Annotated in this window: 17 protein-coding genes and 3 pseudogenes; 15 read left to right on the top strand and 5 right to left on the bottom strand. The window is 63.0% G+C overall.

The genetic code is table 11. From position 1 onward, the window contains the following. Positions 1-32 precede the first annotated feature (32 nt). The 4 genes from DCN14_RS35410 to DCN14_RS35395 form a co-directional block, all read right to left on the bottom strand. On the bottom strand, positions 33-317 hold the full coding sequence (locus DCN14_RS35410; protein ID WP_096504752.1) for a SemiSWEET transporter: 285 nt from the start codon (positions 315-317) through the stop codon (positions 33-35). Between the two features lie 31 nt (positions 318-348). Further along, on the bottom strand, positions 349-1,359 hold the full coding sequence (locus DCN14_RS35405) for a 2Fe-2S iron-sulfur cluster-binding protein (RefSeq protein WP_096504750.1): 1,011 nt from the start codon (positions 1,357-1,359) through the stop codon (positions 349-351). 13 nt (positions 1,360-1,372) lie between these two features. Then, positions 1,373-1,702, bottom strand: coding sequence for a non-heme iron oxygenase ferredoxin subunit (locus tag DCN14_RS35400; RefSeq protein WP_096504748.1), 330 nt, complete (start codon positions 1,700-1,702; stop codon positions 1,373-1,375). A 175-nt stretch (positions 1,703-1,877) separates the two neighbouring features. After that, positions 1,878-3,377, bottom strand: a complete 1,500-nt coding sequence (locus DCN14_RS35395) for a PAS domain S-box protein (protein WP_096504746.1) — start codon at positions 3,375-3,377, stop codon at positions 1,878-1,880. A 215-nt stretch (positions 3,378-3,592) separates the two neighbouring features. On the opposite strand from DCN14_RS35395, the gene DCN14_RS35390 reads away from it, so the two are divergent. The 6 genes from DCN14_RS35390 to DCN14_RS35365 all read left to right on the top strand — a co-directional run bounded on the left by DCN14_RS35390 (position 3,593) and on the right by DCN14_RS35365 (position 9,929). After that, positions 3,593-4,933, top strand: coding sequence for an acetamidase/formamidase family protein (locus DCN14_RS35390; RefSeq protein WP_096504744.1), 1,341 nt, complete (start codon positions 3,593-3,595; stop codon positions 4,931-4,933). Between the two features lie 58 nt (positions 4,934-4,991). Next, entirely contained in the window at positions 4,992-6,194 is a 1,203-nt protein-coding gene (locus tag DCN14_RS35385; RefSeq protein ID WP_096504742.1) for an aromatic ring-hydroxylating dioxygenase subunit alpha, read from the top strand. A gap of 14 nt (positions 6,195-6,208) precedes the next feature. Beyond that, positions 6,209-6,550, top strand: a complete 342-nt coding sequence (locus DCN14_RS35380; protein ID WP_096504740.1) for a hypothetical protein — start codon at positions 6,209-6,211, stop codon at positions 6,548-6,550. Positions 6,551-6,613: 63 nt separating this feature from the next. After that, positions 6,614-7,105 carry a nuclear transport factor 2 family protein gene (locus tag DCN14_RS35375; RefSeq protein ID WP_096504738.1) on the top strand — a complete coding sequence of 164 codons (492 nt, stop codon included), beginning with the start codon at positions 6,614-6,616 and terminating at the stop codon, positions 7,103-7,105. Positions 7,106-7,407: 302 nt separating this feature from the next. After that, positions 7,408-8,481: a porin gene (locus DCN14_RS35370; protein ID WP_240327471.1), complete on the top strand. Its 1,074-nt coding sequence runs from the start codon at positions 7,408-7,410 to the stop codon at positions 8,479-8,481. Between the two features lie 17 nt (positions 8,482-8,498). Continuing rightward, entirely contained in the window at positions 8,499-9,929 is a 1,431-nt protein-coding gene (locus DCN14_RS35365; RefSeq protein ID WP_096504734.1) for a purine-cytosine permease-like transporter, read from the top strand. A gap of 62 nt (positions 9,930-9,991) precedes the next feature. Here the strand turns inward: DCN14_RS35365 and DCN14_RS35360 are convergent, their stop codons facing one another. Next, positions 9,992-10,585 (bottom strand): response regulator, encoded by a 594-nt coding sequence (locus DCN14_RS35360; protein ID WP_240327469.1) that lies wholly within the window; start codon positions 10,583-10,585, stop codon positions 9,992-9,994. 296 nt (positions 10,586-10,881) lie between these two features. On the opposite strand from DCN14_RS35360, the pseudogene DCN14_RS35355 reads away from it, so the two are divergent. The 9 genes and pseudogenes from DCN14_RS35355 to DCN14_RS35315 form a co-directional block, all read left to right on the top strand. Then, positions 10,882-11,292, top strand: a pseudogene (locus DCN14_RS35355) (ketopantoate reductase C-terminal domain-containing protein); the annotation flags it as partial. Between the two features lies 1 nt (position 11,293). Next, positions 11,294-11,572, top strand: a pseudogene (locus tag DCN14_RS35350) (VOC family protein); the annotation flags it as partial. Between the two features lie 39 nt (positions 11,573-11,611). Further along, positions 11,612-12,057: pseudogene (locus DCN14_RS35345) on the top strand (LysR family transcriptional regulator); the annotation flags it as partial. A gap of 366 nt (positions 12,058-12,423) precedes the next feature. After that, a complete protein-coding gene (gene tssF / locus DCN14_RS35340; RefSeq protein WP_096504730.1) occupies positions 12,424-14,304 on the top strand; it encodes a type VI secretion system baseplate subunit TssF in 1,881 nt (626 codons plus the stop codon). Positions 14,305-14,458: 154 nt separating this feature from the next. After that, a complete protein-coding gene (gene tssI / locus DCN14_RS35335; RefSeq protein ID WP_096504728.1) occupies positions 14,459-17,458 on the top strand; it encodes a type VI secretion system tip protein TssI/VgrG in 3,000 nt (999 codons plus the stop codon). Further along, positions 17,458-18,327: an ankyrin repeat domain-containing protein gene (locus DCN14_RS35330; RefSeq protein ID WP_096504726.1), complete on the top strand. Its 870-nt coding sequence runs from the start codon at positions 17,458-17,460 to the stop codon at positions 18,325-18,327. The genes tssI and DCN14_RS35330 overlap by 1 nt, the downstream gene beginning before the upstream one ends. A 15-nt stretch (positions 18,328-18,342) precedes the next feature. Then, positions 18,343-18,786 (top strand): hypothetical protein, encoded by a 444-nt coding sequence (locus tag DCN14_RS35325; protein ID WP_096504724.1) that lies wholly within the window; start codon positions 18,343-18,345, stop codon positions 18,784-18,786. 64 nt (positions 18,787-18,850) lie between these two features. Next, positions 18,851-19,309, top strand: coding sequence for a DUF1795 domain-containing protein (locus DCN14_RS35320; protein WP_096504722.1), 459 nt, complete (start codon positions 18,851-18,853; stop codon positions 19,307-19,309). A gap of 21 nt (positions 19,310-19,330) precedes the next feature. Then, positions 19,331-23,569: an RHS repeat-associated core domain-containing protein gene (locus tag DCN14_RS35315; protein WP_096504720.1), complete on the top strand. Its 4,239-nt coding sequence runs from the start codon at positions 19,331-19,333 to the stop codon at positions 23,567-23,569.

Raw genomic sequence — 23,569 nt, 5'->3', positions numbered from 1 at the left:
CGCGACCGACGCCCTTTCTTCCTTTTCCGATATCAATCTCCCGATTCGCGGGCTGCGGGCCGTGCTTCCGCGCGGTATTTCAGCACGATGATCGTGACGGCGAGCAGCAGCACGACCGCATTGTTCAGCGCGACCGGCAATGCGCCGATCGCGATGCCGTAGTACAGCCACAGGCTGACGCCGGCGATGAAGCACGCGTACATCGTGTAGGAGATGTCGCGCGCGGAGCGCGAACGCCGGATCTTGACGACCTGAGGTACGAACGAAACGGTCGTCAGTATTCCGGCGACCAGGCCGACGGCATCGGTGAGGGTCATGGTGCGCCACCTGTAACGTGAAGGGAGCGGGTCAAAAGAACCGGTCGAAGTGCACTTGCGACACGGGTACGCCGTGCCGCGCGTGCAGCACGGCCTGCATCGCCTGGATCATCGGCGGCGGGCCGGCCATGTAGTACTCGTGGTCGGCAAGACGCGCACCGAGAACGTCCTCGACGTATTCGTGCACGAAGCCGGTACGTCCCGACCAGCCATCGGCGCCGTCGGACGACGAGACTGCCGGATGGAACACGAGATGCTCGCCGTAGCCGGGCAGCGCGCGCAGTTGCGCGTCGCCGCATACGTCGCGCGGCGTGCGTGCGCCATAGAAGAAATGCAGACGGCGCGCGCCGAGCATGCCGGCGTGGGCCATGCCGCGTGCGATCGACAGCATCGGCGCGAGCCCCGAACCGCCTGCGACGCACACGACGTCGCGGGCCGGTTCCGGCCGCAGGAAGGCCATCCCGTACGGGCCGTCGAGCATCACGCGCTCGCCCGGCTTCACACGGTCGAACAGCGCCGCGGACCCGGCGCCACGCTCGACCCGGCGCACCTGGAAATGCCAGTCGCCGTCGTCGTTCGGCAGGTTCGCCATCGAGTACGCGCGTGTGCCGGCGATGCCGGGCAGTTGCAGCGTCGCGAATTGTCCCGGACGAAAGACGGCGGGTGCATCGGTGCGGAAGCGGAACTCGCGGATGTCGTGCGTGACTTCGTCAGTCGCGATCAAGGTCGCGATCTGCTTGCGCGGCGGCTGCGCGGCGCGACAGGCATCGTCGAGCCGGACCTTGATGCGACAGTCGCTCGTCGGGCGGCACTGGCATGCCAGCTGGCGGCCTTTCGCGCGATCGCGTGCCGACAGCCCGGGCGCGTCTTCCCACAGCACGTGGACGCTGCCTTCGAGCAATTCGAACTTGCAGGTTCCGCAGGCGCCCGCGGTGCATTCGTACGGCATGCCCAGGCCGGCCCGCAGGCCGGCGCCAAGCACCGTATCGTCGGGATCGCACGCAAAGCTGTGTGCCGATCCGTCGAGAAGGATCTCCGGCATGGGTCGTCCTCCGTCAATCGGCGATGCGAATGCCGACCGCGTCGTCTTCGACGACGACTGCATACGTCTTCAGGTCGACGATGCAGGGCGCACCGACGGCCTTGCCGGTGCGAATGTCGAAGGCGCCCTGATGGAACGGGCACTCGACGACTTCGCCATCGATTTCGCCGTCGCACAGCGACGCTTCGCCGTGCGTGCAGGTGTCGTCGGTCACATGAAACCGGCCGTCGAGGTTGAAGACCGCGACAGGCGCGCGGCCGGCGAGTTCGACGCGCTTTGCGCATCCATGCGGCACGTCCGACGTGCGGCAAAGAAAATGGATCGTATGTTCGGCTACCGTCATGATCGTGTTCCCTGGTTGTCGACGTCCATGAACCGGCGCGCGATGTCGCGCCGGTTCCGCTGCCTGCGGAACGTCATGGCTTCAGGGTACTGACGGCGGTGGGACGGGTAAATTGGATCGACTGCTTAACGAATACAGGTTTTCGCTTATCGCCGCCGCGCGCCGGCACGGCGCGCTATGCGCTACCGGCCGTGCGTTGCAGCATGACGTGGAAACGCGTGCCGGGAGCGCCTTCCGCGCTCGTGACCCACAGATGTCCGCCATGCGTATCGACGATCGAGTGGCAAAGCGACAGCCCGAGCCCGAGGCCCGCGTGCTTGGTCGAGAAGAACGACGCGAAGATGCGGTCCGGACTCACGCGCGGCAGGCCGGGGCCGGTATCGGACACGGTGATCTGAACATTGCCGTTGGTGCGCCTCGCGACCGAGATGCGCAGCTCGCGGCGCTCGAGCGGGATGCCCGACATTGCCTCGATCCCGTTGACCGCCAGGTTGATCACGACCTGCTGGATCAGCACGTCGTCGCATTCGATTTCGCATGGCGCGTCGTCGAGTTCGTACGCGACCGTCACGTCGCTTTGCCGCGCGCGCAGCGCGATCAGGTCGGCGATGTCCTGCACCAGCGTGCGTATGTCGATCACCTGGCGCTGATAGGTCCGGTTGCACGTGAATTCGCGTACCTTGTTGATGATGCGGCCGGCTCGCTCGGCTTCGTGCTGCGCGAGCTCCAGTGCGTGCAGCAGATCGTCGGCCGAGAAATTGCCGGACTGGATGCGCCGGCGGCACCCCGCAACGAAGTTGACGATCGCGAAGAACGGCTGGTTCAGTTCGTGCGCGAGCGCGGTGGCCATCTCGCCGGTCGTCGAGATGCGCGAGATCCGGCTGAGTTCGAGTGCGCGGGCACGGGCGGTTTCCTCGGCCCGGACGCGTTCGGTGACGTCGCGGAAATTGACCAGGATCCCGTTGACGGCCGGATCGTCGAGCAGGTTCCGGCAGCGCGCCTCGTGGATTCGCCACGTGCCGTTGCGGTGCTGGATCCGGTAGCCGAGGTTGGCGCTCGCGCCCGGTGCCAGCGCGCGCAACGTATCGCGCACCGGTTCGACGTTTTCCGGCGCGATGAAGGCATAGACGGGCCGGCCGATCAGTGCCCGCGCGGGGACACCGAGCAGCGCATGGATCGACGGCCCGAGGAAGCGGACGATGCCGTCGGCGGACAGGATCGCAATGCCGTCCGATGAACGCTCGATCAGCTTGCGGTAATACCGCTCGCGTTCCTTGAGCGCGGCGTGCGCTTCCTTGCGCTCGGTGATGTCGCGCGCCATCGCGATCACGCGGTCGATCCCGTTCAGCGTGATGCGCTTCAGACTCACCTCGACCGGCGTTTCGCGGCCCTGCGCATTGCGGATCACCCATTCGAAGATCACGGTATCGCCGGAATCGCGCGCCTCCCACACGCGCCTCAGCCCGCCTTCGGTGTCGTACGGATAATGATTCCGGGTCAGCTCGCCGATCGACATCCCGCGCAATTCGTCGATCGTGTGTCCGTACATTTCGCATGCCTTGCGATTGGCCTCGAGGATTTCCCCGCTGTCCATGTCGTGGATCACCATGATGTCGTTCGCGTAGACGAAGACTTCCTGGTAGTTGGTCCGGCTCAATTGACTGACGGAATGCATGACGGGGCGCCCCGGGGAAATCCGGCTGTCAGCATAGCACCGCGACAGCGCGCGGCTCGCGTGCCGACAGGCCGTTAAGTGTTATCACCTAATGTGCTAATTGACCGACCGGATAACGGCCGGCACGCGATTTCCTTACGCTTGAGTGCACTGATCAACATGAAGCGGAAGACGTGGCGCGCAGTCCCGTTCCGCATTCGAGCGAGGAGACATTGATGAGCCATTCCCCTTCGGCCGAACCGCAGGACGTCGTCGAGGTCGGCACGTATACGCGCGGCGTCATCGGGCCGCGTCTGACCATGCTCGGCCCGGTCAGCAACGGCGGGCGCATCGTGACGGGTACGCCGCCCGGCTGCTGGGGGCCGATGATCACGCCGATCTTCCAGGGCGGGCACGAAGTCACGCAGCCGGTCGCCGTCGACGGCGCTGAAATCGGCGACGCCGTGGCACTGAAGATCCTGCGTTGCGACGTGACGTCGCTCGCGACGTCGTCGGGCGTGATGGCGTTCGTCGAAGGCCGCTACGTCGGCGACCCGTTCGTCGCGAAGCGGTGCACGACCTGCGGCACCGACAGCCCGCCGAGTCACGTCGAGGGCACCGGCGACGACGCGATCCACTGCAGCGTTTGCGGCGCCGAGGTCAATGCGTTCCGCTTCAGCCACGGCTACGTGATCGCGCTCGACCGCGAGCACCGCGTGTCGCTGACCGTCGACAAGGCGGCCGCGCAGCGTATCGCCGGGATGCCGGGGAAGATGGCGCGCCTGCCGGCGTCGTCCGAACAGCATTCGATCCTGTCGCTTGCACGCGCCGACATGAGCGGGCTGGCGGCGCACATGCAGCCGTTTCTCGGCAACATCGGCACGATCCCGTCGGTCGACATGCCGGACTCGCACAACGCGGGCGATTTCGGCGCGTTCCTGATCGATGCGCCGCACGCGTTCGGCATGTCGCGCGAAACGCTCGATGCGAACAAGACCGACGGCCACATGGATACCAACAGCGTGCGCGAGGGCGCGATCCTGATCTGCCCCGTCAAGGTGCGGGGCGCCGGCGTGTACATGGGCGACATGCATGCCCAGCAGGGCAATGGCGAGATTGCCGGCCATGCGACCGACGTCGCGGGCGAGGTCGAGCTGCAGGTCGAAGTGATCAAGGGCCTGACGCTCGACGGGCCGATCCTGTTGCAGCGACCGGACGACCTGCCGCCGATGGCGCGGCCGATGACGGCGGCACAGCGCGCGCATGTCGCGGCGCTCGCGGAACGCTACGGGCAGCGCGAGATCGAGGAGAACGCGCCGATCACCTTCATCGGCTCGGGAACCACGCTCAACGACGCGACGAAGAACGGTCTGCAGCGCGCGGCGAATGTCACGGGGCTGCCGTACGACGAGATCCTCAACCGCGCGACGATCGCGGGCTCGATCGAGATCAGCCGCCTGCCGGGCGTCGTGCGGGTCACGTTCCTGTGCCCGATGCCGATTCTCGAACGGATCGGCATCGCGCACCTGGCGCGTGCGCAATACGGACTCGACGGCGGCGCGCACCACCGGATCTGAACCGCGTGCGGGTCGACACAATAGAGGATGGCGAATCAATTCATTGAGAGGAGCAGCGATGGACACCACCACCAATACCCTGAGATGGGCGGCCAAGTATCCGGAACTCGGCACGGAGCCGATTCCTGTCGAACCTTGCGTATCGCCGGCATTCTACGAACGCGAAAAAGAGCGCGTGTTTTCGAAGACCTGGCTGAAGGTCGGGCGCATCGAGGACATTCCGAAGGTCGGCGACTACAAGGTCAAGAAGATCCATTTCGCAAAGACGTCGGTGATCCTGATGCACGGCAAGGACGGCAGGATCCGCGGCTTTCACAACACCTGCTCGCACCGCGGCAACAAGGTCGTCGTCGAGCACGGCGAGGAGACCTTCGGCCGCAACAAGGCGGCGGTCGTCACGTGCCGGTTCCACGGCTGGGTCTACGACGGCCAGGGCAAGCTCGTGCAGGTGCCCGAGGAAGAGCGCTTTCCGTCGTGCTTCGACAAGGCGTCGAGCGGGCTGACGCCGGTCCATACGGAGGTGTGGGAGGGCTTCATCTTCATCAACCTGGCCGCGGAGCCGGAGCGCTCGCTGCCCGACTATCTCGGCGGCCTCGGGCATCATCTCGCGGGTTATCCGTTTCACGAGATGAGCCAGTGCTTCAGCTACAACACGGTGCTCGACTGCAACTGGAAGATCGCGCTCGACGCATTCTCCGAGGCCTATCACGTGTCGACCATCCACGCCGGCTCGTTTCCGAACGTGTTTTCGAGCGGGCTGACCGACGTCGCGCTGTTCGACGAGCATCGCACCACGGGCATTTGCCTGACGCTCAATGCCACGCCGACGCCGGTCGCCGGTATCGCGAACGACATCACGGGCGCGTCGCTGGTCGCGCAACGCGGCTCGTCGATGCTGCCGCCGGGCGTGAACCCCGAGCGCCGCGGCGACTTCTCGTTCGAACTGAGCGTCGTGTTCCCGAACATCCTGATCCACATCTCCGAGGGTATCTGGTTCACCCATCAGTTCTGGCCGCTGTCGCACGACAAGACGCTGTGGGAGGGCAAGTACTACGTGAAGCCGCCGAAGACCAACAGCGAGCGCTGGGCCGTCGAGTTCGCCCAGGTGCTGCAGCGCAACGCGTGGCTCGAGGATACGGCGACGATGGAAGATACGCATGCCGCGCTCGCGTCCGGCGCGAAGCAGCACATGTTCCTGCAGGACGAGGAAATCCTGCTGCGACACGGGTACAAGGTCCTCGAACACTACATGGAACAATGACGGAGACGCACGCAATGGACAATCTGCTTCCGAAGGAATTCGACATGCTCGAGCCGCTCGTCGCGGCGTGGGCCCTCCCGACCCAGAACGAACGGCAGCAGCGCCGCATCGGGTCGTCGCGCGGCGAGCTGCGCTACTTCTACGACAACATGCTGCCCCGGTTGCCATCGATCCTGACGTACCTCGACCGCTATCCGATCGGCGAATTGCCCGCGGACGCCGCGCGATTGCTCGCGCTGGCGCTGTCGCTCGCCGAGGTCGCACCGCACATCGAACTGTATGGCGGCGATCCCAAGGTGCCGTACAGCTTCGATGAAGCGCGCTTCGTCGCCGAGCACGGCGACGCACGGCTCTGAACTGCCGAAGCCTGCCCGGTGTCCGGCTGGACATCGGGCGCATTCCTGCAAGGAGACCGGCCGATGGCCGCATCGACACTCGCTCGGCGCATTGCACGGCTCGAGGCCATCGCCGAGGTCGGCCAGCTCGTCGGCCGCTACGCATATGGGGCCGACCGCCGCAACGATGCGGCGTTGATGGCGCCGCTCTTCAGTCGCGACGCGGTGTGGGAGGCCAACGGCTTCGGGCGTCACGAGGGCCGCGACGTCATTACGGAGCAACTCGCGCGAATCGGCAGCGAGCAGATCGTCTGGAGCCTGCATTACATGACCGCGCCGGTGATCGAGATCGACGAGACGCTGCTGAGCGGGCGATGCCGATGGCATTTGTGGGAGCTGGCGCAGATCCGCCAGGGCCGTGACGATGCCGAGCCGCCGGCCGCCCACTGGATCGGCGGCGAGTATGACAGCCGTGTCGCGATCGACGAAGGGCGGTGGCGCTTCCGGCATGTGTTGCTCGATCTGCGCCTCATTCATCGGCACGATGCAGCGTGGTTGCCTCGTCCGTCCTCCTGACCCGGTCGGCTGTGCCGCGACGACAGGGCGCTTCATCCGGCCGCGTGCAGACGCGGCTTTTTTTCGTGCGGCGCGGCACCGCTCGACCGTCACATCGAATCGGAAGACAAATAAGTATTCCCATCTAGTTTCTTACGTGCGCGACCGAATGTCGGCGGCAATTTCGGCTTCTTAACTTGGAGTCGATGCGAATTCGCCGAATTCGTGATCGGGATGGCCCGTGCGTCGATGCATCGGGCCGGCCGTTTCCGGCAAGCGTCTGCAGGCATGACTCGAACTACCGAAACCACGGGAGACACACAGTGAAGAAAACCGGATGGATGGCGATGGCCGTCATGGGCGTACCGCTGGTGGCCGCCGCACAAAGCAGCGTCACGTTGTACGGCGTGCTGGATGCCGGCGTGACCTTCATCAGCAATCAGGGCGGGAGCCGCAACACGGTGATGTCGACCGGGATGCAGGTTCCCAATCTGTTCGGCCTGCAAGGCAGCGAGGATCTGGGCGGCGGGCTCAAGGCGATCTTCAAGCTGGAAGGGCAATTCGGCCTCGAGAACGGCCAGTCGATCGGCGGCGGTGCGTTCGGCCGGCAGACGTATGTCGGACTGGCAAGCCCGTGGGGCACGCTGACGTTCGGCAACCAGTACGAGTTCATGTTCGAGTCGCTGTCCGCGAAGCGTCTCGGTCAGTCGCTCGGCTACGTCAGCCTGTACAACCTGCAGCAGGGGCCGTTCCAGGGGCTCGGCACGCCGTACGGCGGCCTCGATTTCAACCGCGTCGCCGGCGCGTTCCGGGTCGCCAATGCGGTGAAGTACGAGACCCCGGACTACCGCGGGCTCGATGCGGGCGTGATGTACGGCTTCGGCGGCGTCGCGGGCTCGTTCGGGACCGACAGTACGATCAGCGCGGGCATCAACTATGCGAACGGACCGCTCGGGCTGAATGCGGCCTACACCTATGCGAAGGATCCAACGATCAACAACGGACGCGACGGCATCCGAAACTGGGGGTTCGGCGGTCGATACACGATCGGCAAGCTGCAGCTCGATGCGATGTATACCAACACGCGCAACACGTTCAGCAACGCACACGTGGATGTGTATCAGGCCGGCATCGACTACATGTTTTCACCGTTCACGATCGTGCATGGCGACTACCAGTACATGAAGGGCAACGCGAAACTCGGCAACAACAAGGCGCATCAGTTCGGCGTGACGCTCGACTACTGGCTGTCGAAGCGTACCGATATCTACACGAATCTCGTCTATCAGCGCGCGAGCGGAAATGCCGATGCGAACGCGTGGATATCCGGGCTGTCGGCGCCTGCCGCCGGCGGCAACCAGACGGCCGTGCGCATCGGCATGCGCCACCTTTTCTGAGCCTCGAGGACGTCATCATGCATAGCGAATCCAATCTCACTTCGCGTACCGACGATCATGCGCTGGAGGCCGTGCCCGACAACGAGCGCCAGAACTGGCTGCAGTTGTCGTGGAGTACCGCGGGCATCGTCACCACGCTGATCCAGTTGTTCGTCGGCGCGCTCGTCACGTTCGTCGCCGGCATCCGGATCGGGCTGTTCGCCGGCGTATTCGTGGCCGTCGCCGGCGCGCTGCTCGGCTGGGGCGCCGGCCATATCGCGTACCGCACCGGGCTGTCGAGCACCGTGTTGTCGCGCCAGCACGGCCTCGGGCCGCGCGGCTCGGCACTGCTCGCGCTCGTGTTCGGCTTCATGATCACCGGATTCATCGCCCTCGAAAACGCACTGCTCTACAAGGGCTTCCTGTTCTACCTCGACCGGCCCGACACGCTGGAAATGCGCATCGTCGTGTATGGCGCGTTGTCGGTCGCATGGATCCTGCTGACGGCCTTCGGTTTCAGGCTGGTTGCACGCGTGTCGTCACTGGCGCTGCTCGCGTTCGTCGCCGTGCTCGTCTACATGATGGTGGAGGTCATCACAGGGTCCGGACAATCGTGGGCGTCGGTCACGCAGTTCGGCGCGCAGATGCCGATGGACGCGCTGCGCGCACTCGGGGCGGACACCGACGCCGGCAAGTTCAGTTTCTGCGTGAACGTGATGATCGGATCGGCCGGCGCGCTGGCGCTGATCGACGCCGATCTCGGGCGCTATGCGAAATCGTCGCGCGACATCGCGATTGCCGCGGTGATCGGCAACCTGTTCATGGATGTCGTGATGGTCGCCGTCGGCGGGATCGTGATGTACGCGGGCATGGACCAGATCGTCGCCCATCACATGAAGGCCGGTGGCATGACCGAGGCGGCCGCGCGGACGCTCGCGCTGCAAAGTCCCGACAGCGTCGCCGTCGCGTTCATCGTGTTCGGCGGCTTGCTCGGCACGTTGCTGATGGTGTTCGCCCAGTCGAAGGCGCAGGTGCTCAATACGTACAGCGCGTCGCTTTCGCTGACCAATCTCGCGGACGTGCTGTTCGACTGGCGGCCGGGCCGGCTGACGTTCGTCGTGCTGGCCAACGTGCTGGCCTGTCTGATGCTCGTCGGTTCGATCCTCACATGGTTCAACTCGTTCATCACGGTGCTGGGCGTGCTGACCACCGGTTTCGCCGGAATCATCATCGCCGACTATCTGCTCGTCAGCCGCATATCGGGCTTCTCGGCGCCGGCGGCGGAGGAGATCAACTGGGCCGGCGTCGTGACGGTTGCGGCGGGTTTCGTGCTGGCGCACTACGTGCTGGAACGGGTCGTGCCGATCGAGTTCTTTACGTCGCTGATCACGTCGTTCGTGTTGTATCCGGTGCTGCGCGTCGGCATGCTCAAGCGCATGAAACTGGTGCGCGGGCAGATCGAGGGCTGACCGGTACGGCATCCGGCTTGCGCCTGTGCCGATGCACGGGCGCAGGCCGGATCGGCCGCAGGTCACTCTTCGTGCTGCGTCGTGCCGCGCATCCCGAGCCGCACGAGTTCGGCGAGCGACGTTGCGCCGAGCTTCTCGCGGATGTGTGCGCGATGCACTTCGACCGTCTTGTAGCTGATGTTCAGTTCGGCGGCGATCACTTTTGATGCCTTGCCCTCGATCAGCAGGTCGAACACCTCGCGTTCGCGTGCCGACAACTGCTTGAGCAGGTCTTGCGTCTGGTTGTCCGCCTGGGCCTGCCGGTATTCGCGCAGGCCCACCTTCAGCGCATCGGCGACCTTGTCGATCAGATCCTGGTCGTTATAAGGCTTTTCAAGAAAATCGTAGGCGCCGCCCTTCATCGCGCGAACGGTCATCGGGATGTCGCCATGCGCGGTCAGGAAGATGATCGGAAGCCGGAATCCGGCGGCGCGCATGCTTTCCTGCAATTCGAATCCGCCCATGTACGGCATGCGAATGTCGAGCAGCAGGCAGCCGGGGATCTCCGGATCGGCGCCGGACAGAAATTCGCGCCCGTTCGAGAACACGTCCACCCGGTGTCCGACCGATTCGAGCAGCCAGCGCAGCGACACGCGTACCGCTTCGTCGTCGTCCACGACGTAGATTCTGGGCTCGGGGTCGCGAAGAGGGGAACTCGATCGACGGCTGTCCATGTGCGCTTCCTGTGTCGGTGCTGCTTTTTCGGTAAAGTGGGGCGGGTAGTTCGATATCCTGATTCAGGACTGAAATCGCGCCACGAACCTGTCGCGGTCCGCTGGACGCAGTTGGGTTTCGGTGTGGGCACCGTGGAAATTCTATCGTCTCAATATTGACCGGGACAGCCGGGAAAGTCCTCACCGGTCGTGTGTATGCAGCAGGCGAGTCGGAATGCGGTGAGCCTGTTTGGTGGGGCATCGGCGAACTCGACGGCCGCATCACGCGCCGCGCGCAAGCGATTGCGGATGCGTTCAACAGAGCCGGCCTGACGACCACCGTCAGCGACAACATTGTCGGCACGGTGTGGGACAAACTGCTCATCAACGTCGCGACCGGCGCGATCACGGGCATCACCCGCGTCACCTACGGCCAGCTCTACGACGAGCCCGTTTTGAAGGCCGCCTCGCTTGCGGCCATCGACGAAGCGATGACCGTCGCGAAAGCCGCCGGCATCACGCTTTCCATCGACAACGCCGAAGACGCCCGGAACATGGCCACCGAGGGCCTTTCACCCGCATTCGAAACCTCGATGCTGCAAAGCCTCGAGAAGTCGTCGGTCACCGAAATCGACTTCGTCAACGGCGCGGTCGTGCGGCGGGGCGAACGGCATGAGCGCACCGAAAGCCTATCTCGAACACGTGCTCGGCATGGCGATGCGAGAAATCGACGGCATGCGCGAGGCGCCGCGTCAGTACTGGACGCGGGGCGGTCTGCAGTTCATCAGCGCGCCGCGGCATGAAGGCACCGAAGGCCGGCTCGCGTATCCCGGCGTGATGTGCGAAGACCTCGAAGCGGCGATCGCCGCCGCGCAAGCGTTTGGTGTCACCGAACTGCCGCAGGGACGCAACTGGTTGCGTCTGCCCGACGGGCTCGTCGTCGAACTCATCAATGAATACAATGAGGGCATTGCGTTCGACAATACCGACGTGAACACGGTGGAGCTACCCGATCTGAAGCGGCTGCGACACTTCGATCTGCTGTATGACGTGTGCAGCGTCACGCGCGCTGCCGAGTAGCTCGGATAGAACCAGTCCACGATCGGCATCTGGCTGGGGCGTTGCGCGAACCTCTGCAGAATCCGCTGTTCGTCCACACGCCGGGCGGGATGACGCCGGCGCCTCAGGCGGACGCGGTGATCGGACCGTGCAGGGAGATCCTGGAGTCGCTTCGCCGGTTTTTGGCGTGGGAGATTTCGTTCGATCCGGCCACGGCGAAGCGCCGCTTTCACATTTGCATGACCGATGCGAGTCACATCACGCTGCTGCCGAGCATGCTGGCCCACGTGCGTGCGCATGCGCCGGGCATTCGGCTGGAGACCGCGAGAATCGATGGAGACACGGAGTGCGCGCTCGAATCCGTCGTGGCCGATTTGTTCTAGAACAGAGGTTAGCATCGTGAGGCGAGCGCGCGGCCTCCTGGAGGCTTGATCGGGCGCGCGACAGCCGCGAGGTGACGGCGACTAATGGATTTGGCGGCTGCCGGGCGACGCCGTGTATGCGGCCGGTCGAAAAAAGAATCCAACTCCCGAGGCCCGGAGGGCTGTTGCGAGGGCAATAGTTGCGGCCCTCGCGTCATGACATTTGGATTCCTCATGACTCGCGTATTACAGGCGATGTGTTTGATCTGCGCCTGACTCGATGAATTCAAGCCAAGGAGGATCGACGTCCGGTTAAAATCGCGGCGTCTATCCATGAGCACGGTACCGATAACCCAATCGGTGCGACCGTCTGAAAAGTGTATGGCCATCGAACCCGAGGATCTTCTACCGCATTTTGAGCGTGAGTTAGGTCTGCTGCGCCGCTCGACGCGCGCATTCGCCGACCTTTACCCAAAAATCGCAGCTCGCCTTGCGATGTCCGGCGAGCACTCGGATGACCCGCACGTTGAACGGCTGCTGCAATCGTTCGCGTTGATGTCCGCCCGGCACGACATCCGGCTCGAGGATGAGGTGCCGGAGTTTACGCACGCATTGATTGACACGATCCACGGCGCTTTCCTGCGGCCGTTTCCATCGTGTGCGATGGCCCAGTTTCGCGGGAACCGCGACGGCAAGCTGACTGAGCCGCGGCTGGTTCCACGCGGTACGCCATTGGTCGCACCGAATTCCCGACTGGTGTTCTGCACCGCCGCCGACGTTACGCTGGTGCCGTTGACCATCTCTGCCGTACGTTACGCGACGTCGACCGTCGCGCCGATGCAAGCGCCACTGCCGCCTGACACCACTGGCATTCTGTCTTTCACCCTCGAACTCACTTCACCGTCAGTCCAGTTCGCCATCGCGCCGGACATGCTGCGGCTGCATTTGGCGGGAGAGCGGGAGGTCGCGGCCGCGCTTGCCGACGGCGTGCTGATGCACTCGGCGCGCGCCTTCATTGAACTGGACGACAACGGACGGTGGAACCGAGTGGACATGCCGCTGGCGGCCGCAGGATTCGATGATGCGGATACGCTGCTCCCGCCGCCTCGCGACAACACGATTGCGCCGTTTCATCTGCTGATGGAATATGGCGGCTTTCCTGCCCGATTCGACAGCCTCGATCTGAACCTGGCACGGTTGAAACGGTTGGCGGCTGGCGCGCGTCGGATCACGGTGCATTTGGCGCTCGCCGGTATCCATCCCGATTCGCGTCGTGCTCAACGATTGGCCGTAGCGTCGGCCGACAATCTCCGGTTGTTTTGCACGCCCGTCGTCAACCTGTTCTCGAGCAACGCCGAACCGATCGAAACGAAGGCTGGGTTGGCGTATTACGGCTTGAAACCGTTTTCGCTCAAGTCCGCCGGTACAACCGAGGTCTGGTCGGTCGATCAGGTTCGCTTGACGACCGCTGAGGGCGGCGCAATTCTGCCGCCCTTCGAATCTCTCCAGCATGCGCTTGACGCAGTGCCAGGCCTGTATTGGGTCGTCTTGCGAGACGAAGCCCGGCGCGCGCCGAAACCGCCAGCCGAACCACCCAAACCCGGGCAGGAAGCAACGCACGAACGGGCAACTGGAGCCAACCGCAGCGCCTGGCTTGGCTTGGAGCTCGCGCTCGTGAACGCCCGCGGCGAGCCTGTCGATCCTGCCGCTCAGCACCGGCTCGACATCGTGCTGTCTTGCACGAATGGCAATTTGGCCGCCATGCGCGAGCGGCAACTGGCCGTGCGCGATGGGGACACCGTTGACGAGATCGAGTTGCTGGATCAACCAAGCGCCAGTCCCGCGCCGGTTTTTCGTCGAGGTGAACTCTGGGAATTGCTGTCATGGCTGGTTCCGCAGGCAGTACGGTTGAATGCCGATAGCCTCACGAAGTTCAAGCAGCTGTGCACCCGTTTCGGAATGTTTGCTCCTGACGGCGGGCGCCGATTCGATGCGCTGCTATCTCTCTCAGCGGAGCGGGTTCGGCGCTGGATGCCGGGAAAACCTGCTTCAGCGTTCGTGCAGGGACTGGAGATCCGGCTCGTGATTGACGAGCAGCGTTTCGTCCAATTCAGTCTCGACGGTTTGGGACGCGTGATGGATCGACTTTTTTCTCCGTACGTGCCAGTTACCAGCTTCGTACAGATCGTGTTGGTCTCCGGCGAGACGGGGGCGGTGTTGCGACGCGGCGAACCTTGCACGGGTAGCCAGCCGCTTACTTGACAGTCGATTGATGGACAGGTCAGACGATGGAAAGGGAATTGTAAAGAAATTGCAGGTATCTTTCGTTCGCAAACGTTTTGTCCTACAGTAGCGGGGCCTCGCGCTGGTGTGCCAGTTGGGGACAGGACCTGAGACGAGAATAAAGGGAATTCAAATGAGTTTCGCCCCGAATGGCGGTATTCCGGCCGGTTCCGGCGGGAATCTGTTGGGCTCGCTGAGCGCGCTCGGTGGCCTTGCCGGGCCGGTTGCGTCCACGGTTGCAGGCCAGATCGGCCCGCTCGCCGGCGTCGCCAGTCATATCGACACCGTGCAACGCGCCGTCCAGCTTGCGCAGACCGGCTTCTCGCTGATGAACAAAACGCCGGCCGCGATTGCGGAGGCGCTTAACAATGCGGCCGGCGGCGCCGCTCGACTGACTCAGCTAAATCGGTACGTTACCATCGACACGCCACTCGGTTCGGACGTGCTGCTGGTCAGCACCGCGGTCATCGACGAGCACGTCAATCGGTTGCCGGAAATCCACCTCGATTTGCTGTCGCACCAGCATGATCTTGCGCCTGATGACCTGATCGGCCAACCGATCAAGATTCGCTTCGACCAGAGCGCACGGCAGTCGACACTGGAACGCATCGTCTCGTCAGGCGGTGCCGACGGCATCCGCTACTTCGACGGCTACGTCACGTCGTTCGACCGGGCCGGCAACCCGGGTAAAGTGACTCAATATCAAATGACGGTGGCGCCGTGGTTCTGGTTTCTGACGCGCTCGACCGACTGCCGGATTTTCCAGAACAAGACCGCTCAGGACATTCTCACCGAGATTTTCCAGGATCACGGGTTCACCGATTTCGAGTTCGACATTCGGACCGCGCAGAAGCCGCTCGAATACATCGTGATGTACCAGGAGTCGTATTACAACTTCTGTGCTCGGCTGATGGAGCAGGAAGGCCTGATCTGGACGCACCGCTACGAGAAGGAAAAGCACTTCCTTGTCATCGGTGATACGAATTTCATTTTCCGCCCGATCGACGGGTTGGCCAATTTGCCGTATGCAGCCACCGCAGCGAGCGAAGACAACGGTATCGACCAGTTGCACGAAGGGCGACGCTTTGGCGTCGGCAAGATCGCCTTTCGTGACTTCAATCACCAGAACCCGTCGTCGCCGTTGATGCTGGCCCAGGCCGAGCCGGAGAATCTCCGGCATGCGGGACTCGAGACAACGGAGCGTTTCGAACACCAGTCGTTGTTCGACCACGGCGATGATGGCGATCGCTACGCACGCATTGCGATGCAGGCGGAAGAAGCGAGCGCGCATCGCTATACGGGAAGCGGCTATGCATGGCGGATGACGTCTGCAGGCAGCGTGACGGTGACGAACCATCCTGTCATGGCCAATAATCAGGAATACGCAATTCTGCACGTTCGTCACGAGGCGGTGAACGACTACACGGAACACAGTGCAAAACTGCCGTACCGCAATACATTTGGGCTGCTCCCGAAGAAGTTTCCGTATCGTTCGCCCAGAAATACCCCGAAGCCCGTCATTCATGGCACGCAGTCGGCAATTGTCGTCGGGCCAAAGGGTGAAGAAATTCACACCAACGGGAGTGCCGTGAAGGTGCACTTCCTGTGGGATCGCCGCGGCAAGCTGGACGGCTCGGATTCGATGTGGATCCGTGTATCCCAACCGTGGGCGGGTGACGGGTGGGGCGCGGCCGCGATTCCACGGATCAACCAGGAGGTCTTGGTCGCGTTTAATCAGGGGGACCCCGACAATCCGGTCATTGTGGGCCGTGTCTACAACGGCGAGCAGGGCAATCCTTACCACGGCGCCGCCGGGCAGACGATGGGGATCAAGAGCCAGACGCACAAGGGCGCGGGTTCGAACGAACTGCGGTTCTCCGACGTGAATGGTGCCCAGGAAGTTTTTCTGCATGCGCAGAAAGACATGAACACGCTCATCAAGGATGCGGAAACGCACACGGTCGAAGCCGGCGCACGCACGGTGTCGCTGCTCAAGGGCAGCGAGACGAAGCAGATCGCGCAGGGCGGGTTGAAGGAAACCATCGCACTGACTCGCGACACCACGGCGAACGTGATCAACACGAAGGCCATCGCGAGCAAGGCCGGGCCCGGCATGCAAAGCCATCAGGCGAGCGACGGCATCGAGCATCGTGTGGGGGACGGCGTCGTGACGATGACGCCGGACAGCATCAAGCTGACATTCGGTCCGTCAACGATCGTCATCAACGCGAACGGCATCTACCTCGACGGACCGGTCATCCATCTGAATCGCGGCAGTGCGCAGTCCGCCGAACAGGCGCTCGCGCTCGAGTGGGCGGCCGAGCAGGCGACGATCGCGAAGGGGCTGGCGAGCCCCGATCCCGCGACGCGTGCGGCGGCGGCCAAGCTGGCGAGCTCGCTGAAGGCGCAGCAACTGGCGAAACTCGCGGATCACGTGTATCACCCGAACGATCCGCCGCCGACCGGGTGGAAGATGGCGTCCAACGATCCGGAAGCGTTGAAGGCGTTCGGCCTCAAGCCGAGCGATTTCGAGAAAAGCGGCAGCAACTTCGGGTCGCAGATGTATGTCCCGGATCCGAATGTCTTCGGCGACAGCATGAAGCCGACGGTTGCGTTCAAGGGGACGCAGCAACTCTTCGGCGAAGACATGAGCAACAACATGGCGCAAGGACTTGGCGCGGACGCGCCGTATTATCGCAATGCGGTCACGATCGGGAAGAACATCGAGACCACCGGCGCGTCGTCCGGCGTCGATTTCACCGGACATTCGCTAGGTGGCGGCCTGGCGTCCGCTGCAGCCGAGGCCAGCGGCGGTTCCGCCGTGACCTTCAATGCCGCCGGCCTCAATCCGGAGACCGTCGCGCAATACGGCGGGACCGCCCAGGCGGCCAACATCACGGCCTATCGCGTTGACGGCGATATCCTGACCGGGCTGCAAGAAGGCCGACTCGGGCCGATCAGCGACGGTACGGCGGCGCTGATGCCCAAGGCGGTTGGCAGCCCCGTTACGCTCGATGGCGAGAGCGTGACCACGGTCGGCCGTCACCTGATGGGTGACGTGACGAACGGGATCAACCAGCAGGTCGCGAAGGATCAACTCGACCTCGTCTCCCAACTGAATTCATCTCACTGATGCGATACAAAAAAGCATTTGCCGCCGGCGCGCTTGCCGCACTCGTTGGAGTGACCTCGCCGCTTTGGTGGCCCACTCAAGCCCAAGGGACGAACATGACCGGCTTCAAACGTTACGCACCGGAAGATTTCTTTTCGGGGCAGCAACTCACGTTGGCTCAGGCCATTCATGACGGCGATCTTGCCCGTGTGCAACAACTCGCACCGAAGACGGACCTGAATGCGCCGGGCGCGAAGAATACGACGCTGCTGTCGTATGCCGTGCAGGAAATCGTTCCGGTCAAGAACGATGCGTCGAATCCGCGCTACCAGATCATTTCCGTACTCCTGAAGAATGGTGCCGATCCCAAGGCGCCGGTCGGCGCCAACGGCGGATCGGTCGCCGATGTTGCGCTGCGCGCCGACACGCCGAACCTGCTGCGCGTGCTGCTGAACAGCGGGCTCGATCCCAACTGGCTGTACAACGGCGACACGCCGATGATTTTCGCGGTGTCCGAGAACAGGCTGCTGCCGCAGTTGAAGTTGCTGATCGAGCACAAGGCGAACGTGAATGCCCGCGACTCGCTGGGCAAGACGGCGCTCTTCGAGGCGACGATGATCCAGCAATGGGACGTTGTCGACTATCTGCTCGCGCACGGCGCGGATCCGAAGATCGCCAGCCAGCTCGGCATATCGTACGGGTGGGTGTTGCAGAACGAGTTGAAGAACCACACTACCGCGGATTCGCCTGCACGCACGCGCATCGAGGAGATCCGCCGCAAGATCGTTTCGGCCGGCGCGCCGTGGCCGCCGCTGGACCCGAAGGCGCAACGCGCGGCGATGCGGGCGCGTGGCGAAAAGGTCGTGACGCCGGCCGGCCAGACTGATTGATCGCGCGATCCGACAATGATGCGCGCCTTTGACTCGACGCCGCGTGTCAGGCGAGAGACGGTTCTCGGCGTGTCCGGAGTGCTGTACGTCCTCTCGCTGATGACGCCGGCGATGTATTTCGAAAAGGAAGCGCCGCTGAGCGGGATGTCGGTGCTCGTCCAGGGATGGTGGGGGCTGTTCATGTTGAATCCTGCATGGCTCGCCAATCCGCTCTATATGGTCGCGGCCGTTCAGCTCGTGCGAAACCGATACGCCCGCGCAAGCATGTTCTCGGCTGCGGCGCTCGCATGCGCACTGTGTTCGCTGTTCACGACGAAGTGGTACTTCAACGAAGCGGACGCGACGCCGATTTCCAGCTTCGGGATTGCGTTTTACGCGTGGTTCATCGCGCAGCTCGTGTTGCTGCTGGGCAGTTTGCGTTTGCGCCGGGAAACCACCGCCGCGCTGCCGGACAAATGATCATCGGCGAACGTGGCGCCGATTTCGACAATTTCCAATTTCAACGAACGACGAGAGAACCAGCATGACGGATTCCGAAAACCGTATCCGGATTCACGAAGGCAGCATCGTTCTGCCGGACGGTTTCGAGGATCGCACGACCAACCTCTTCGTGCCGGCTGATACAACCGCGCAGCCCAACCTCAGTGTTGCGCGCGATTGGCTCAAGGAGGGCGAGACCCTGGCGGCGTATGTCGATCGCCAGATCGCATTGCTCAAATCGCGGTTGCAGGGCCATCGGGTGCTTTCCCGTCAGGCCGAGCGTCTTGGACCTGAAATCGATGGTATGCCGGGTGAGCGCATCGATGCCGCATATCGGAACGGCCCGAAGACGGTGTTTCAACGGCAGGGTGCGTTCATCGTCACCCCGGGGCGCGTGCTGATCTTTACCGCATCGAGCGCGAAAAGCTTCGGTGCAACGCTCGATGCACTGTGGCGCAACTGGCTCGACGGCTACCGCCCGGCCGAACAAGAGTCGGCGTAACAACAGAAAAGGACAATCATCGTGTTCGAAGCCGCACGAGTCACTGATCCGATTGATCACACCAGCGCGCTTGCAGGTTTCCTGGTTGGCGCCGTGCTGGGCATCGCCCTGATTGCCGCGGTGGCGTTTGCCACGTTCACGTGCGGATTCGGCGTCGCGTTGCTGGCAGGCATGATGGCCGGTATCGGAGCGCAGGCTCTCCTATCAATAGGGGAGTCGATCGGCAAGATGTTCAGTTCGCAATCCGGCAACATCATTACGGGTTCGCCGGACGTCTACGTCAATTCCCTGTCGGCGGCCTATGCGACGCTGAGTGGCGTGGCTTGCAGCAAGCACAATCCCGTCCCGCTCGTTGCGCAAGGCTCGACGAACATCTTCATCAACGGTCGGCCTGCGGCGCGCAAGGATGACAAGATTACGTGCGGCGCGACGATCGCCGACGGTTCGCACGATACGTTCTTCCATGGCGGTACGCAGACGTATCTACCCGTCGACGACGAAGTGCCACCGTGGCTACGGACCGCGACGGAATGGGCGTTCGTGCTGGCGGGTCTGGTCGGCGGGCTGGGCGGGTTGTTGAAGCAGGCTGGCGGGTTGTCACGTGCGGTCCTGCCGTGCGCTGCGAAGTTCATCGGCGGGTACGTGCTCGGCGAGGCGTTCGGGCGCTACGTTGCCGGGCCCGCCATCAACAAGGCGATAGGCGGGATGTTCGGCAACCCGGTCGACATCACGACTGGAAGAAAGATCCTGTTGGCCGAATCGGAAACCGACTTCGTCATCCCGAGCCCGATGCCGGTCGCGATCAAGCGGTTCTATTCGAGCAGTATCGACTATGCGGGGACACTTGGCCGCGGCTGGGTGGCGCCGTGGGAGCTTCGTCTGCATGCCCGCGACGGGCGCCTCTGGTACACCGACGCGCAAGGGCGCGAGAGCGGATTTCCGTTGCTGCGTGCCGGGCAAGCCGCATTCAGCGAGGCCGATCAACGGTATCTGACCTGTACGCCGGACGGCCGCTATATCCTGCATGACATTGGCGAGACGTATTACGACTTCGGTCGGTACGATCCGGATTCGGGCCGCATCGCCTGGGTTCGTCGCATCGAGGATCAGGCAGGCCAGTGGTGCCAGTTCGAGCGCGATAGCCGCGGCCGCGTTACAGAGATTCTGACGTGCGGCGGGTTGAATGCCGTCCTCGATTACGAGCAGGAACACGGACGCCTTGGCACGGTCACGCTCGTCCATGGCGATGAGCGCCGGCTGGCCGTTGCTTACGCATACGATGAGAACGGCCAGCTGGCATCGGTGACGGATGCAAATGGGGCGGTCGTGCGCCAGTTCGCATATACCAACGGCCTGATGGCGAGTCACGTAAACGCACTGGGTTTCACATCGAGTTACGTGTGGTCGACGATCGAAGGGCAGCCGCGGGTTGTCGCGACGCGCACGAGCGAGGGCGAGGACACGATGCTCGAATACGACATCGAGGGCCGTCAGACACGCGTACGGCATGCCGATGGTCGCACCGCGCACTGGCGCTTCGATGCACAGTTTCAGATTGTCGAGTACACCGACTTCGACGGCGGACTCTACCGGATCAAGTACAACGATGCCGGCATGCCGGTGATGCTGATGCTGCCGGGGGAGCGCACGGCCGAATTCGAGTACGACGACGCAGGCAGGATCGTCGCCGAGACCGATCCGCTTGGCCGCACGACTCGCACTCGCTATGACGGCAACAGCATGCGGCCCGTGGAAGTTGTCGGGGCGGACGGTGGGGCTTGGCGCGCAGAATACGATCCGCAAGGCCGGTTGCTGTCGAGCCAGGATCCGCTTGGCCGCGAGAATCGCTACGAGTATCCGAAGGGGTTGACCGCATTGCCGATTGCGCATATCGACGCGCGTGGCGGACGCAAGACGCTTGAGTGGAATCGTCTCGGAGAATTGGTTGCCTATACGGACTGTTCCGGTAAAACCACGCGCAGCAGTTTCGATGCATTTGGACTGCCGCTTGCACGCGAGAACGCGCTGGGGCAGCGCGTGGTGTATGACGTACGTCCGACCGGCGAGCCACGTCGCATCACGTACCCCGACGGCAGCACGGAGACCTTCGATTACGACGCGGCCGGGCTCGTCGTGCGGCACGTCGGCCTCGGGGGACGGATACAGCAGTCGCTGCGCAATGCACGCGGTCAACTTGTCGAAGCGATCGATCCTGCCGGACGACGGACCCGCTATCACTATGACGCAGCGGGGCTCCTGCGCGAACTTCGGCAGGGCCACGCGGACTACACGTTCACGTATAGCGCGGGCGGGCGGCTGTTGACCGAGAAGCGTCCGGACGGTGTCCAGCGGCGATTCGAGTATGGCGAAGGCGGTGAATTGCTGGGTCTGGACATCGTGGGCTCGCCGGACCGCCATGCGACGGCGGATCGTCCGATCCGTACGATCCGATTCGAACGTGACCGGATGGGTAACCTGAAGGTCCAGCATACGCCAACCGATGTTACACGTTACGAGCGTAACAAGAATGACCAGTTGGTGAAGGTCGAGCGTACGCCGACGTCGGCGGGCATCGCACTCGGCATCACGCCGAACGTGGTGCGTTTCGACTACGACAAGGTTGGGCGTCTTGTCGCCGAGCATGGTGCGAATGGCGACGTTGAATACGAGCTTGATGAACTCGGCAACGTGATATCGCTCGCGCTGCCGAATGATCAGACGCTACAGATGCTGCGTTACGGCTCCGGTCACGTTCACCAGATCCGCTGCGGTGATCAGGTGGTGAGCGACTTCGAGCGTGACGATTTGCATCGCGAGATCGCACGAACACAGGGGCGGCTGACTCAGCGTTTCGCCTACGACCCGCTTGGCCGAAGAGTCTGGCAGTCCGCTGGCTTCCAACCGGACGCACTCGGTCGAGGGCGTGGTGAGTTGTGGCGTAATTACGGTTACGACGCGGCGGGCGAACTGATCGAGACCAGCGACAGTCTGCGTGGCAACACGCAGTACAGCTACGATCCGGCTGGACAGTTGACACGTCGCGTGAACACCATGGATCGGCAGCTCGAGGAATTTGCGTGGGATGCAGCAGGCAACATGCTCGACGATGCACAGCGCAAGAGTCGCGGATACGTGGAAGGCAATCGCCTGCGGATGTGGCAGAACCTGCGCTTCGAGTACGATCCGTTCGGCAATCTGGCGACGAAGCTGCGCGGAGCCAACCAGCAGCAGCGCTTCACTTACGACGGGCAGGATCGGCTGATCGTGGTGCGTACGCAGGACGCGCGTGGTGTGGTCGAAACGCGCTTCGAGTACGATTCGCTGGGTCGGCGTATTGCGAAGACCGATACCACCTTCGATGTACGCGGCGTGAAACTGCGCAGCGAGACGAAACGGTTCGTATGGGAAGGGTTGCGTCTCGCGCAGGAAGTGCGCGAGACGGGGGTGAGCAGTTATGTGCACAGTCCGGATGATCCGTACTCTCCAGCGGCCCGCGTCGATGCGGTGATCGCGGAGGCGCTGGCGGCGGCCGCGATCGACACGGCGAAGCGAGCGTCGCGAATCTACCACTTTCATACGGATCTGGCGGGGGCGCCGCTAGAGGTCACCGACGAGGCAGGCGAACTGGCGTGGGCGGGGCAATACACTGCGTGGGGCAAGGTCGAGCCGAGCAGGCGGCAACTGACTGCGGCGCGTATGGATCAGCCACTGCGCTATGCAGGACAGTATGCCGATGACAGCACGGGCCTTCACTACAATACCTTCCGGTTCTATGATCCGGACGTGGGGCGGTTTATCAATCAGGATCCGATTGGACTGTATGGCGGTGGAAACCTGTATGCCTATGGTCCAAATTCACAGCGGTGGGTCGATCCATGGGGTTGGTGCTCGGTCAAGTTGAGCAATAACATGGAGAAATCGGGTATAAGTCGTCCCGCCAACTCTGCCGCGCACCATCTCGTTGGAGATACAGCGAAGCAAGCTGCGCCTGCGCGTGCCATTTTGACCAAATACGGTATTGATGTTGACTCTGAATTGAATGGGGTGTTTTTGCCTAATAGGAATAATGCCGACAATCTTGGCGGTATATTGCATAATGGGAAGCATCCTGATGTTTATTTTCAGAAGGTCAACCAACTTCTGCAAAAGGCTGATTTGGGTGGAAAGCAAGCTGTTCTTGATCAATTGCAGGCGATAAGGGAGGCGCTGCAGAATGCATCCAGAGATACGCCTTGGAAATCTGTTCTTTCTGAATTGTGA

The sequence above is a fragment of the Burkholderia sp. IDO3 genome, from assembly GCF_003366075.1.
Lineage (GTDB): Bacteria > Pseudomonadota > Gammaproteobacteria > Burkholderiales > Burkholderiaceae > Burkholderia > Burkholderia anthina.
Note: the sequence above shows the minus strand (reverse complement) of the source record. Positions and strands in the feature narration are given on the sequence as shown.